Below are 12850 nucleotides of genomic sequence, written 5' to 3'. Positions count from 1 at the left end.
CTTCTACTAAGAGGAAGGTGGGCCTAAAATTTCTTATTTATAGATTACGATGGATCCAACAGACTTATCTGTTGATTGTCCGTTCACACGAACCTTGAGTCCAAAGTGAGGGATGTTTCGTCCTTCATCTGGTAAAAATGGATTTAAGAAAGATTTGCTGTCATCGAATAATGAAACAGCATTTTGACTTGGTGCAGTCATAGTCCTAAATCCATAATCAACAAATAGGTTTGAAGTTGGATCTAAACCAAATGCAGCATCACGAGTATAGAATCGAGAAAGTACTGGGTCATTATTGCTCCATGATAAACTTTGACCTAAATGGGCATCAACTACTCCAAGGAACCCATCACCAGGATGTCCTCCATTTTTAACTGGACCAGTCCAGTTTTCAGTATAGCTATCATCCACATACCAGACTACTAATCCACCATCAAAGCTCATTAAGGACTGACCACGCTTAATATGGGCAAGACCTGCATCGACACCTTTATGATTTCTCCACTCAAGTAGATAGTAATGGTTGGTTAATTTGTTCCCATCCATTTTAGTGAAACCGTTTAAAGTAAATTGAGAAGGTGTATTTTCAGCACCATCATTTACTAAAGTTTGGCCATCTGCAACTACTTTTAGGTTATCAACAAAGAATCCAATTTTTGAAGTTCCCCAGTCTGTTGCATAGCGAACGCGAAGTTGAATTTTTTGACCTGCATATGCTGATAGATCAAAATTCTGTGCTTGCCATCCATTTGAATTTCCAGTGAAACCAGGCATTGAATTTAAGATAGTTGGATATCCTTCGGCAACCACATCTGAACGAGTATGGTCGTTTCCTAACGATTTCCAAGTTGCGCCATTATCAGTGGATACTTGAACGAAACCAAAATCCCATTGTTCTTCCGTATCGTACCAAGCATCGAAGGATAAGGTAGCAGAGGTTTTTCCTGATAAATCCACATTCGTTACCATATTGGAATCCATTTCATCAGCTTGTCCGCCCCAGAACTCATAACTACCAGCTGCTGGAGTATTGATAGGTGTTTTCTTCTTAGGCAGGTTCACACGAATTGCTTGATTATTTTTGCCTAGTGGTGAATTTGCTTGGTCTAACAAGAATTGTGTGCCTTTTGTAGATACCTCATCCCAATTCACAACAGTGGGAGCTGTCCATTTTCCGCCAAGTGTAGATTGGAAATACTGTTTAGCCCAAGGAGAGAAGCCTGTTGGTTCTGCACCTGGGATTTTACCAGCCCATGAACCGCTTGACATGATGGACCAATAATCGATTGGTTCACCTTGACCAGAATAAATTGTATCATATTCATCTGGAAGACCTAAGTCATGACCGTATTCGTGTGCGAATACACCTGTTGCCCCGTCTTCAGGCATTACAGTGTAATCGTAGAAACCTGGTAATCCTTCTCCTAAACCGTCTGGATCATAGAATACAGCTGAACGGTGAGACCAAATAGCATCATTACCTAAAGAGCCCCCGCCCGCTTCTTGACCCATTCCAGAGTGGATAATTTGTAGATGGTCTACTAATCCATCTGGCTCCCAGTAGTTACCGTCACCATCTAAATCATGTGGATCTTCCAAATCATAGTTTTGTAAAGGTACTCCTTCAGCTTTTGCAGCATCTAGAGCATCCTTTACTAATTGTTTGGCCCCGCCAGGAGTGACGTTATCATGACCTCCAGAAGCTCTATCTGCACCGTAATACTTGGCTGTTCCTGGTACTTTTAACCAGCCATATGCTTGTCCTTCAATTGTATAAGTTCCACCTGATTGTTCTTCATAATATTGTTTTTGTGAAACTTGTTCTTCACCATTAGGGCCTTTATATGTGCCTTTATCTCCAAAAATCATATTCTCATAATGTTCAGGAGTATAGTCTGGATAATAGTTATCGGTTTCACCAGGCTTAATATTATTGTGTGCAAAATCAGAATACTCTACCATTAAAGTTAATAGTTTACCTTTTTTCTGTACACCTGGCGATTTTCCTTCTTGTACAGGATCAGGATTACCCTTTAATTGCCCATACTTGTTTCCGCTTCCTTTTAACAAACCATTATTAAAATCTTTAAATTTCCTTTGCTTTGCAGCATCCGCTGCTTTTACTTTTGCGGCTAAAGGATCTACACTGGTTTCTTTATCTTGTTTCCCCTTTAACTCTAGGTAATTATGTAGAGCTTTTTGTTGCTCCACAGAGGATGCGTCTTTAGAAATGATACCCTGTTTAATAAGGGAATCTAGTAATTTGTCCTCATTTACTACAGATAAGTCTAGCGAACCATAAGAATGAGAGACTGAAGCTTGACTTTGACCTTGGTTTAGGACAGCAGCCGAAGTTTTCACATAGTTTCCAGGAAAGCCGGAAAATAGTGTTCCTGCGATTACGGCTGTAGTAAGTCCTGTTTTTAATAGTTTTTTCAATAATCTTCCCCCTTAGTAAAAAAATAGAGTGCCTTTTAATAATATTTCGAATATTGAAATAAGACAACGGGATGATTTGCTTAATTTTCTGTAAATTCGAACAAATTATAGTGAATTCGACTTATTTTTCAGGAGGGATTTTTGTCACATCTTTCCGTATCTACCTTCACAAAACGACAAGCGAAATTTACAATAAAAATATATATAGTAATAATCAGCCAAAGAGGAGACTTTTCGATGAAAAAAGTTTATATCATCCACGAAGATAGCGAATGGACCAGTCATTTGACGAAGCGCTTAGATGAATTAGAAGTCCCATATGAAGAATGGCATCTAGACCGTGGAAGATTGGATCTATCCAAAGAACCACCAGAAGGGTTTTTTTATAATCGGATGAGTGCCTCTTCCCATACGAGAGAACACCGCTTTGCACAGGAATTTATAGGTGCTTGCCTGGCTTAATTCCCATGGGAGAAAAGTTTTTAATGGGACACGTGCCCTCCAGCTAGAGGTACGCAAGGTTAAAGTTCCAAATCAATGAAGGATTTAATGCCCCAATTATTATTAAATACGAACAGACTCTCTCTGCTAACCAAATTAATGTCGCTGGATTTGAATTTATTCGTAATTCAGCTGGTGAAATATTCACCTATGATATCAACACCAATACAAACTATAATTCAGATGCAGAAGATATGGCAGGTAAATTTGGCATGTTAGAGTTGGCCAAGTTTTTGAAGTATGAGATAAATTTACTATCTGAGGACTAAAACAATAGGAAAGAGGCAGTTCCGATTGGAACTGCCTCTATTTTTATTCAGATTTAAGCTTTAGCAGCCTGAATTTGCAGGTTGATTTTTACTTTATCACCAACAAGTACTCCGCCAGTTTCAAGTGCAGCATTCCAAACTAGGCCATAGTCAGAACGGTTTATGCTTCCTGTTGCACTGAAGCCAGCCTTTTCATTTCCCCATGGATCTTTTCCTGTGCCTTCGAATGTTACAGCAAAAGTTTCTTGTTTTGTTACACCACGAAGCGTTAAATCACCTGTCACATTATATTCGCCATCATCTGTTTTTTCAATGCTAGTAGCCTTGAAAGTCATGTTAGGATGATTTGCAGCATCGAAGAAATCAGCAGAAACTAAGTGTCCATCACGATCTTGGTTGCGAGTGTCAACACTAGCTGTTTCAATTGCAAATTCGATTGAAGCAGTTGTCAAATCAGATGGATCTGCTTCAATTGTTGCATTAAAGCTGTTGAAAGAACCTTTTACGTTTGCAATCATCATGTGTCGAACCGAAAAATCTACACTGCTGTGTGCAGCATCTAATGCCCATTTTGATTTAGTCATGGAAAAATCTCTCCCTTTTTTGTTTTGAAATAATTTATCTTGAAATTGAAATAACTTAATTCAAAATAAATTATATGGTTTTGGACATCTTGTTGTCAATTGATTTTTTATAATTTTTTTTCAATCATGACAAATACTAATAAATAATGGTTTATAAGGAGGTGTTGTATTTTGAGAAGATTGAATCGAAATCGTTTGCCTTTTTTCATCCTTTTTCTAATACATACATTCCTTCTAATTGTTGCGGTACATAAAAGCAGAAATCGAAAAAAGATATTTGTTTTGTTGTTAGCAAATATGGGTTTTTCGTATTTATTCGAGTACTTTGTCTTTAATTTAATGAAGGCATATTCCTATAAACCAAAAATTCTTCAAAAGAAACTCTTTGATAATATTTTGGGTGCTTTTTTATCGCAAGCGATCTATGTGCCATTTACGGCTGTTTTTTTAACAGGAATTAAATCAGGCTGGGGAACAAAAGTAGCAGCAGGACTTTATTTTTATTTAGTAGAAAAACTTTTTTTATGGCTTGGGGTTTTTAAATTATCTGGCTGGAAAACAATCTACACGTTAATATTTCTGCCTTTTTATTTTAAATTAAGTGATTTCTGGTTCGCTTCATTAAATAAAAAAACTTCAATTATACGGTTTACCTCACTCTTTTTTATGATCATGGTTACCGAGACTAATCTGTTTTTACTATTTGCCTTTATAAGACGCTACCGATTTGGTATAGGAAAGTACCATTCATGGAGAGAACATTTTATTTTATCACCTTTATACACAACACTATTGTCATTATTTACAGCACTTACATTAAAGAAGAAGAATACAATAAAAGTTAAATTTGGAGTTGTTTTATTTGCCGCTTGTTTAAATAAATTTTTCATAAAGATCAAGCTGTTAAAAAATAATCTTCATCCAATTTCTTATTTTGTAATAAGATTGATAATGATCTTAATTTATGGAGAATATAGCAAGTGGATTTACGAGAATGGAGAAAACGAATCATTAGAAAACAAAAAAACTAATCAGTAGATGCCTAATGGCATTTATTGATTAGTTTCAAAATTTACTTGTGAAAAAGAAAAAAGCGTGGTAAAATGATTTTTGGTTTAATATGTAAAGTGTTGTTTGTTGAATATAATACCCTATAATAACATTAACATATTAGTTTGTGAAAGTCAAACAAAATGGACCAAAATTTTTTCTGGGGAGTGGTTTCATGAACGAAATACAGAATAAAGTTTGGCAAATGGAACAAGAGCGGGTACATGAGGTTGTCGATGAAATTGAGAAAAAAGAAAATAAATTAATGCAAAATACCGGAAAAGTCAGTTCAGATGTCTTAGAGCTTCGAAAAACTTTTTGGGAAGATGTTACCGTCAATTTGGATGATCCTGATGATGTTATCGAAACGGCAGCAAGTATTAAGCAGCAATCAGAATTACTCTCTGAGCGGGAACGGACCCATAAACAATTGGATAAACACCTTAAAACGCTTGATCGGCTTAAATACTCCCCGTACTTTGGAAGAATTGATTTTTTAGAGGATGGAGAAAAGCGAACAGAAAGTGTCTATTTGGGAATTGCTTCGTTTATGGATCAGGAAGATGAGAATTTTTTAATTTATGATTGGCGAGCGCCCATTTCGAGCCTTTATTATGATTATTCCCCAGGACCAGCTCATTATAGAACCATGGATGGAAACATTGAAGGAGTAATGAAATTAAAGCGACAATTTATTATTCGTGCCTCTGAAATAAAAGGGATGTTCGACACCGGTGTAACAATTGGCGATGAAATGCTTCAGGAAGTGCTTGGGAACAACGCAAGCACACAAATGAAAAGCATTGTTGCGACAATTCAACGTGAGCAAAATCTGATAATCCGAAATGAAAAAAGTAAATTACTTATTGTCCAAGGAGTAGCGGGAAGCGGGAAAACCTCAGCAGCCCTGCAAAGAGTAGCTTATTTATTATATCGATATCGTGATACCTTAAAGTCAGAAAATATTATGCTATTTTCTCCAAATCCCTTGTTCAATAGCTATGTGGCTACAGTGCTTCCTGAACTTGGAGAAGAAAACATGCAGCAAGCGACCTTTATGGAGTTCCTTAATCACCGTTTGAGTCATGAATTTGAAGTAGAAGATCCATTCAATCAGATGGAGTATTTGTTAAACGGACAAAATGACGAGGAATTTCAGGGGAGAGTTTCAGGCATCCGATTTAAGGCAAGCCTCGAATTTAAACACATCATCGATCAATATGCATCTAATTTATCAAATGAGGGTTTGCTTTTTAGAGATTTAATCTTTAGAGGTGATGTGTTAATTTCGAAATCTGAAATCCATCGATATTTTTATAATTTAGATAAAAATTTCACTATGCCCAATCGGATTCAGCTTGTTAAAGAATGGTTAATAAAAGAATTGAAGCGTGCTATGAAACGTGAGCGTTCAAGAAGCTGGGTGGAAGAAGAAATTCAATTTCTTGAAAAAGAAGATTATATGGAGGCATACAATCAGCTGCTAGAGAAGAAACATTTTACTGAGAATACGTTTAATGATTTTGAAAGAGAACAAAAACTTCTAGCTGAAATGGTAGTGAAAGAAAAATTTAAACCTTTATTTGCAAGGGTGAAAAATTTAAAATTTATCGACATGCCGGGAATTTATCGGCAAATTTTTGAATCGAGAGATGGAATGATAGAGAATTTACCAGCCAACTGGGACAATTTTGGCAGGCAAACTGTCGATAAATTAATAAATGGGGAAATTCCATATGAAGATGCCACTCCATATGTCTATCTTCAGGATTTAATTCAAGGGAGAAGATCGAATACTTCTATCCGCCATATTTTTATTGATGAAGCACAGGATTATACACCATTTCAATTTGCATTTATCCAAAAATTATTCCCGTATAGCAAGATGACGTTGCTAGGGGATTTCAATCAAGCCATCTTTTCAGGCGCTACGGGTTCCGAGACTGTGTTAACAGATTTAGACTTGAAAGGTGAGGACATTGAAACGTATGTTTTAACAAAAACGTATCGTTCTACTAGAGAAATCGTTGAATTTACGAGTGGGTTGATAGACGGCGGAGATAAAATTGAACCATTTAATAGGAGAGGCAGTAAGCCAATTCTAGAAAAAGCAGAACAATCACAGCTATTTTCTCTCATCACTGAGAAAATCAAAAGCTTTAAGAAACAAGGGCATAAGACTATCGCCGTTATCTGCCGCACAGCAGAGGAAAGTAAAGGCGTGTTTGAGGCGCTTAAGAATAATGTCTCGATCCATTTAATTGAAAAAGGTACTATTTCTTATGAAAAAGGAATTCTCGTTATTCCTTCGTATCTTGCGAAGGGGATAGAATTCGATGCGGTCATTTTGTACGATAGTTCAGCATATAAAAGTGAAAATGAACGAAAGCTCTTTTATACGGTATGCACTAGGGCTATGCACGAATTGCATCTATTTGCAGCTGGTCCGATTAATCCGTTATTAAATTCTGTTCCGAAAGATACCTATGAAATAATTTAATCAATGTGAAAAGCTGCAGGTTCTGAGAATCTGCAGCTTTTCGTTGGTTCATTTATTTTTTCCATTGCTTTTGAACCTGTTCAAAAGCAAGTCGCAGGATTTCTTCATCGGTAGTGTCTCGAGTAGTTATAACATTCGTTAAATAGCTTCTGCCTTCAAATGTAATTGTTACTTCAACTTGTACCATTGGAATCACATACCTTTCTATATTTAATTTGTAAGTTTGCTAAAGTTAATATGGTTTTTTGATATAATGGTTCCAAAAATGGATTGTTAGGTGATCAATTATGTCGATGTTTTTTGAAGAGATAAAGAAAGATACACTTTATATTGCTGTTGAAATAGTTAATTCAAACCCTGAGTATAATGTGTTTGAAAACAGTAAAGAAACAAGGAATCTCGAGGACCTTGAAGATCAATTTTTAAATCAAAACACAATTTGTTCTTTCATTAAACTTGATGACACCTATATTGGCATTATTGATTTTATACTGGAAAATCCAAATGATCATTATCCGTGGTTAGGTTTATTGATGATACATGGTGATTATCAAGGTTATGGTTTTGGTGCACAGGCCTATGCACTATTTGAAAAAGAGATGCTAAAACGAGGTTTGGACACTGTCCGAATTGGTGTGTTACAAGAAAATAAAAAAGCGCAGCATTTTTGGGAGTCGCAAGGATTTGTTTATTATAAAACGACAGTATCCAAAAATGGAAGTGGAATAATGTGCTATCAAAAATCAATTGAATAGAAAACTTCCTAAAAGGAAGCTCTTATACCTCAACAGTCATAAATTCCTCCACAAATAGCTGCACCTCATTCTTGTCAATTTGATTTTTCTTAAGTAGGGATTCGACAATGACAAGATGGGCTTGAATGGAAATATTTTTCTTTAACTCTCGAACTGATACATCGCCATTCAATAATTGGATGGCTTTTTCTCTGATGTCTTGATTCTTAGAAGACTTGTAAAGAAGATAGGCAATGCACGTAATCTTATCCACTGCAAACACTCCTCATTAATCAAGAATCGAACTTTTTTATATAATTCGGCCTTCAATATTTATTTTCCTGCTAATTTTCTGAAAATTATTAAAAAATATTAGACTAAAGTCGTAGATAGAATCGAGCTTCTTTACGAGGTGCTTAAAATACAATTTCCGTATGATAAAACCATAGAAAACAAATTAATTCGTAAGGGGTTTTATAAAATGGAAAATAATCAAGTAGTGATAATTACTGGTGCATCAAAGGGATTAGGGAAAGCATTAACATTAGCATTTGCAAGAAAAGGAGCAAGCTTAGCAATCTGTTCACGAGGAAGCAAAGACTTACTACAGGTAAAGGAGGAAGCGGAAGCTCTTGGTGCAGCAAATGTTCTAGCACTAACTGCTGATGTCTCTAAATCACGGGATGTTGAAAGATTCGTGGCGATTACAGAAGAGGCCTATGGGAAAATTGATGTCTTGATCAATAATGCTTCGATTCTTGGGCCAAGTCCTATGCCGTTGTTAGTAGACTTTCCAGAGGAAGATTTTTTTGAAGTGTTAAAAGTCAATGCTATGAGCCCGTTTTTAGTGACGAGAAGGGTGCTACCTGGCATGCTTTTAAGAAATAGCGGATCTGTCATAAATGTAACTTCAGAAGCGGGTAACACAGGATATGCAGGCTGGGGGGCCTACGGGATTTCAAAATTTGCGGTTGAAGGACTAACAGAAACATGGGCAGATGAGTTGGGCGAAACGGGTGTCCGGGTTAATATGGTTGATCCTGGTGAAATGGATACAGAGATGCACCAATTAGCAGTACCCGATTGTGACTATGAATTAGCCAATCCCAAATATATTGTCGAAGTATTCCTTTACCTCGCCTCAGATAAGTCCAGGAAGGTAAATGGACAGCGATTCCAAGCGCAGGAATTTACCAAAGGGAGTGTTGAAGATGCTGCAAGAAACGCTTAAGTTTGAACTGCCTTCCATTTTAAATGCTTCCATGCCGCCAGAAAGAAGAGGAGTCCGCAGAGACCAGGTCAAAATGATGGTCCAGAACCGCAAAACAGGACTTACAACACATGATCACTTTTTTAATCTTGATGACTATTTAAGAATAGGAGATGTCCTTGTTCTAAACAGCAGCAGAACAGTGCCAGCAATATTAAAATCGGAATTGCTGCGCAATGGGATTTTAATCTATAGAGAAATTGAAATTCGCTTAGCTCGGAGGATAAATGAACGCACTTGGGAAGTACTGGCTGTTACTGAGAGGGTAGAAAATGGCGATTTGCTTGTCTTTACACCGTGTCTGACCGGGGAGGTAATATCTGCACCTAAAAATACCCCGTTTATTACTATCCAGTTTAATCAACGAGGTTCTGCCTTGTATAATGAAATCTACGCAATCGGAGAGCCGGTTCGATATGAATATATTAATAGCGCTTGGGGACTCGATTATTATCAAACGGTTTTTGCCACTCATCTTGGATCAGTTGAAATGCCATCAGCAGGCCGTGCTTTCAGCTGGGAATTATTATTTAAACTACAGAAAAAGGGGATAAAGCTCGTTTTTATCCAGCTCCATACAGGTTTAAGTTATTTATTAGATGATAAGTGGGAGCATTCACCAACTGAAAACCGTGAAGAATATAATATTCCAGGTGAGGCATGGGAGGATATTTTACAGGCAAAGATGAATGGTAAAAGGATAATTGCAGTAGGAACGACAGTTGTCCGAGCAATGGAAACGGCTGCCTTAAACGGTTGTTTATCTGGATGGACAAATCTATATATTAAGCAGAATTACAACATAAAAATCGCTGATGGAATTATTACAGGTATGCACGAACCAGAAGCAAGCCATTTAGATATGCTCTCAGCCTTCATCAAACAGAAGGATTTATTCAATGCTTATCAAGAGGCAATCTCAATGGGCTATTTATGGCATGAATTTGGGGATATGAATCTTATTCTATAATGTCAGGAGAATAGTATGTTAAAACTCCACCATTACTCAATAGAAGTTACTGACGTTTATATTGTTAAGGCTTTTTATATAAGTTTATTGGGGTTTACCGAGGATGAAAAGGTAGAGTTTGCCGGTGAAGAAATCCTATTTTTACGGAATGGAGATTTTCTCCTTGAACTTATTGAAGTAAATCAAGCAGAATCTCCTCCTGGAAATGTTCATCTATGTTTTGAAACAAAAAATATAAATGATATTATGGAAAAGTTTTTAAAAGCTGGAATTGCTCCTAATGAAGGTCCGTATATCCTTAAAAATGGCTGGAAGACGGTTTTCTATAGAGGACATGCGAATGAAATATTAGAATTTCTTGAGCCTTAATTTGTTGTATATTGCTTATTGAGTTAAATTTTTTGTATAATATTGAAGGGATAAAAGAAAAACGATATTAATGCCAAATTCTACCTTTCGTCCCGCATTGGGAGGAAGGTTTTTATTTATCCATTAAGCAATACATAGGAGGATTTACTGATGAAACAAGCCTTGATCAAGGATTTGTACCGAAATACAGAAACTTATGTGGATCAGAAAGTTCAATTATCCGGCTGGATTAGAACGATCCGTGATTCCAAAACCTTTGGCTTCATTGAATTAAATGATGGAAGCTTCTTTAAAGGTGTGCAAATTGTTTTCGATGATCAATTAGAGAACTTTAAGGAAATTGCCAAGCTGCCAATTAGCTCTACGATTAAAGTGGAAGGAAATTTCATCCACACTCCTCAAGCTAAGCAGCCATTTGAGATTAAAGCAACAAACATTGCCATTGAAGGAATCTCTAGTGTGGATTATCCTTTACAGAAGAAAAAGCATACCTTTGAATACTTACGGACGATCGCTCACTTAAGACCAAGAACAAACACATTCTCTGCCGTTTTTCGCGTTAGGTCTTTAGCGTCCTATGCAATTCATAAATTTTTCCAGGATAAAGGTTTTGTTTACGTTCACTCTCCGATTATCACAGGCAGTGATACTGAAGGGGCAGGGGAAATGTTCCGTGTAACCACACTTGATATGGACAACCTTCCAAAAAATGACGAAGGAAAAACGGATCTTTCAATGGATTTCTTTAACAAAGAGACCAATCTAACCGTTAGTGGACAGCTTTCTGCTGAAGCCTTTGCTTTAGCCTTCCGCAATGTCTATACTTTTGGTCCAACTTTTAGAGCAGAAAACTCAAACACTGCAAGGCATGCTGCTGAATTCTGGATGATTGAGCCTGAACTCGCATTCGCTGAACTTCCGGATATTATGGACCTTGCAGAAGAGATGGTAAAATATGTGATTGGTTACGTATTGGAACAAGCACCAGAAGAGATGAACTTCTTTAACAGCTTCATTGAAAAAGGTTTGTTAGAACGTTTAAATAATGCTCACACTGCTGAATTTGGCCGGGTAACCTATTCGGAAGCCATTGATTTATTAAAAGAATCCAAAGAAACGTTTGCATATCCAGTTGAATGGGGATTGGATCTGCAAACAGAACACGAACGCTATTTGTGTGAAAAGGTATTTAAGCGTCCTGTTTTCGTTACGGATTATCCAAAGGAAATAAAAGCTTTCTATATGCGTTTAAATGAAGACAACAAAACAGTGGCCGCGACTGATCTGCTTGTTCCAGGAATTGGTGAGCTAATCGGCGGCAGTCAGCGTGAAGAACGCGAAGATGTACTTGCTGGTAAAATTAATGAACTTGGTATGAATGAAGAAGATTATTGGTGGTATTTAGAATTAAGAAAATACGGCGGAACAAAGCATTCTGGCTACGGGCTTGGCTTTGAGCGTTTAATTATGTATCTAACAGGAATGTCAAACATTAGAGACGTCATTCCATTCCCAAGAACAACTGGTAATGCTGAATTTTAAACTTTATTAACAAAAAGAAGACCAATTCACTGAATTGGTCTTCTTTTTAAAGTTAACTTATATATTTTTCAATTCTTCCTCGAAATAAAATGTGCCAGGATATTCTTTAACAATATAAGAAAATCTTTTCATATTTTTAACGTATTGCCATTTTAATATGGTAACAACCTCGCCAGTATCCTTAATATTAACAGTTTGACCGTTATTAAAACGGTTATTTGTGTTTTTCAAAGTAACACCCCTTTTATGATCTATTTAATTATAACATATAATGAATGTAACCAACTCCCCTTTCTATTACCATTTTACTGTGTTATGCTTAATAAAAGTGAGGTGTCATTTTTGACCAATTATAAAGCAAAGAAAAGCAACCTCAAGGACTTATTAGCGAAAAACGGTATGGACTTGGATAGTTTGGAGCGGAATACGCAAATTCCGAAAAGTCAACTTAACGACTACATATCAAAAAAGGTAATGAACCTAAATACTGCGATGACCATTTCCAAAGAATTAAATTGCCAAATTGAAGATTTATATGTTTGGTCTTTAGAGGAAAAGCTAAGTTAATCGTTCCATTAAAAACAGACTCAATTGTGAGTCTGTTTTTTTTATATCAATGAAA

The 12850-nt window shown here is 36.5% G+C and carries 13 protein-coding genes and 1 pseudogene; 9 read left to right on the top strand and 5 right to left on the bottom strand.

The features are described from left to right. Positions 1-33: 33 nt before the first annotated feature. Entirely contained in the window at positions 34-2439 is a 2406-nt protein-coding gene (locus PH210_RS21280; RefSeq protein ID WP_289988270.1) for an immune inhibitor A domain-containing protein, read from the bottom strand. 237 nt (positions 2440-2676) lie between these two features. Between PH210_RS21280 and PH210_RS21275 the strand changes: the two are divergent. Next, positions 2677-3209 (top strand): annotated as a pseudogene (locus PH210_RS21275) (hypothetical protein). A gap of 53 nt (positions 3210-3262) precedes the next feature. On the opposite strand, the gene PH210_RS21270 reads toward PH210_RS21275, so the two are convergent. After that, on the bottom strand, positions 3263-3793 hold the full coding sequence (locus tag PH210_RS21270; RefSeq protein WP_289988268.1) for a YceI family protein: 531 nt from the start codon (positions 3791-3793) through the stop codon (positions 3263-3265). Between the two features lie 171 nt (positions 3794-3964). On the opposite strand from PH210_RS21270, the gene PH210_RS21265 reads away from it, so the two are divergent. Together PH210_RS21265 and helD are read left to right on the top strand one after the other, a co-directional pair. Then, positions 3965-4831 (top strand): hypothetical protein, encoded by an 867-nt coding sequence (locus PH210_RS21265; protein ID WP_289988266.1) that lies wholly within the window; start codon positions 3965-3967, stop codon positions 4829-4831. A gap of 187 nt (positions 4832-5018) precedes the next feature. Next, a complete protein-coding gene (helD, locus tag PH210_RS21260; RefSeq protein ID WP_289988264.1) occupies positions 5019-7343 on the top strand; it encodes an RNA polymerase recycling motor HelD in 2325 nt (774 codons plus the stop codon). Between the two features lie 52 nt (positions 7344-7395). Here helD and PH210_RS21255 read toward each other — a convergent pair whose 3' ends face one another. After that, a complete protein-coding gene (locus PH210_RS21255) occupies positions 7396-7530 on the bottom strand; it encodes a BA3454 family stress response protein (protein ID WP_289988262.1) in 135 nt (44 codons plus the stop codon). A 106-nt stretch (positions 7531-7636) separates the two neighbouring features. Between PH210_RS21255 and PH210_RS21250 the strand changes: the two genes are divergently transcribed. After that, the gene (locus tag PH210_RS21250; RefSeq protein WP_289988261.1) at positions 7637-8098 is read left to right on the top strand and encodes a GNAT family N-acetyltransferase; all 462 of its coding nucleotides are present in this window, start codon (positions 7637-7639) and stop codon (positions 8096-8098) included. Positions 8099-8120: 22 nt separating this feature from the next. On the opposite strand, the gene PH210_RS21245 is transcribed toward PH210_RS21250, so the two are convergent. Next, positions 8121-8351 carry a hypothetical protein gene (locus PH210_RS21245; protein ID WP_223595546.1) on the bottom strand — a complete coding sequence of 77 codons (231 nt, stop codon included), beginning with the start codon at positions 8349-8351 and terminating at the stop codon, positions 8121-8123. Positions 8352-8558: 207 nt separating this feature from the next. Between PH210_RS21245 and PH210_RS21240 the strand changes: the two genes are divergently transcribed. The 4 genes from PH210_RS21240 to asnS all read left to right on the top strand — a co-directional run bounded on the left by PH210_RS21240 (position 8559) and on the right by asnS (position 12228). Next, entirely contained in the window at positions 8559-9308 is a 750-nt protein-coding gene (locus PH210_RS21240; protein WP_289988258.1) for an SDR family oxidoreductase, read from the top strand. Next, a complete protein-coding gene (locus tag PH210_RS21235; protein ID WP_289988256.1) occupies positions 9289-10317 on the top strand; it encodes an S-adenosylmethionine:tRNA ribosyltransferase-isomerase in 1029 nt (342 codons plus the stop codon). Before PH210_RS21240 ends, PH210_RS21235 begins: the two co-directional genes overlap by 20 nt. 15 nt (positions 10318-10332) lie before the next feature. Then, positions 10333-10686, top strand: coding sequence for a VOC family protein (locus tag PH210_RS21230; RefSeq protein WP_289988255.1), 354 nt, complete (start codon positions 10333-10335; stop codon positions 10684-10686). 150 nt (positions 10687-10836) lie between these two features. Further along, positions 10837-12228, top strand: a complete 1392-nt coding sequence (gene asnS / locus PH210_RS21225; RefSeq protein ID WP_289988252.1) for an asparagine--tRNA ligase — start codon at positions 10837-10839, stop codon at positions 12226-12228. Positions 12229-12285: 57 nt separating this feature from the next. Here asnS and PH210_RS21220 read toward each other — a convergent pair whose 3' ends face one another. After that, on the bottom strand, positions 12286-12459 hold the full coding sequence (locus PH210_RS21220) for a hypothetical protein (protein WP_289988251.1): 174 nt from the start codon (positions 12457-12459) through the stop codon (positions 12286-12288). Between the two features lie 111 nt (positions 12460-12570). Between PH210_RS21220 and PH210_RS21215 the strand changes: the two genes are divergently transcribed. After that, positions 12571-12795, top strand: a complete 225-nt coding sequence (locus PH210_RS21215; protein ID WP_223595553.1) for a helix-turn-helix domain-containing protein — start codon at positions 12571-12573, stop codon at positions 12793-12795. Positions 12796-12850: the final 55 nt, after the last annotated feature.

This window comes from Paenibacillus sp. BSR1-1 (assembly GCF_030403775.1).
GTDB lineage: Bacteria > Bacillota > Bacilli > Bacillales > Cytobacillaceae > Neobacillus.
Note: the sequence above shows the minus strand (reverse complement) of the source record. Positions and strands in the feature narration are given on the sequence as shown.

Bases quoted from the DNA above. Each gene is read 5' to 3' on its own strand.
- PH210_RS21250 (WP_289988261.1), top strand. From the start codon at position 7,637: ATGTTTTTTGAAGAGATAAAGAAAGATACACTTTATATTGCTGTTGAA.
- PH210_RS21255 (WP_289988262.1), bottom strand. From the start codon at position 7,530: ATGGTACAAGTTGAAGTAACAATTACATTTGAAGGCAGAAGCTATTTA.
- PH210_RS21270 (WP_289988268.1), bottom strand. From the start codon at position 3,793: ATGACTAAATCAAAATGGGCATTAGATGCTGCACACAGCAGTGTAGAT.
- PH210_RS21230 (WP_289988255.1), top strand. From the start codon at position 10,333: ATGTTAAAACTCCACCATTACTCAATAGAAGTTACTGACGTTTATATT.
- helD (WP_289988264.1), top strand. From the start codon at position 5,019: ATGAACGAAATACAGAATAAAGTTTGGCAAATGGAACAAGAGCGGGTA.
- PH210_RS21240 (WP_289988258.1), top strand. From the start codon at position 8,559: ATGGAAAATAATCAAGTAGTGATAATTACTGGTGCATCAAAGGGATTA.
- asnS (WP_289988252.1), top strand. From the start codon at position 10,837: ATGAAACAAGCCTTGATCAAGGATTTGTACCGAAATACAGAAACTTAT.
- PH210_RS21235 (WP_289988256.1), top strand. From the start codon at position 9,289: ATGCTGCAAGAAACGCTTAAGTTTGAACTGCCTTCCATTTTAAATGCT.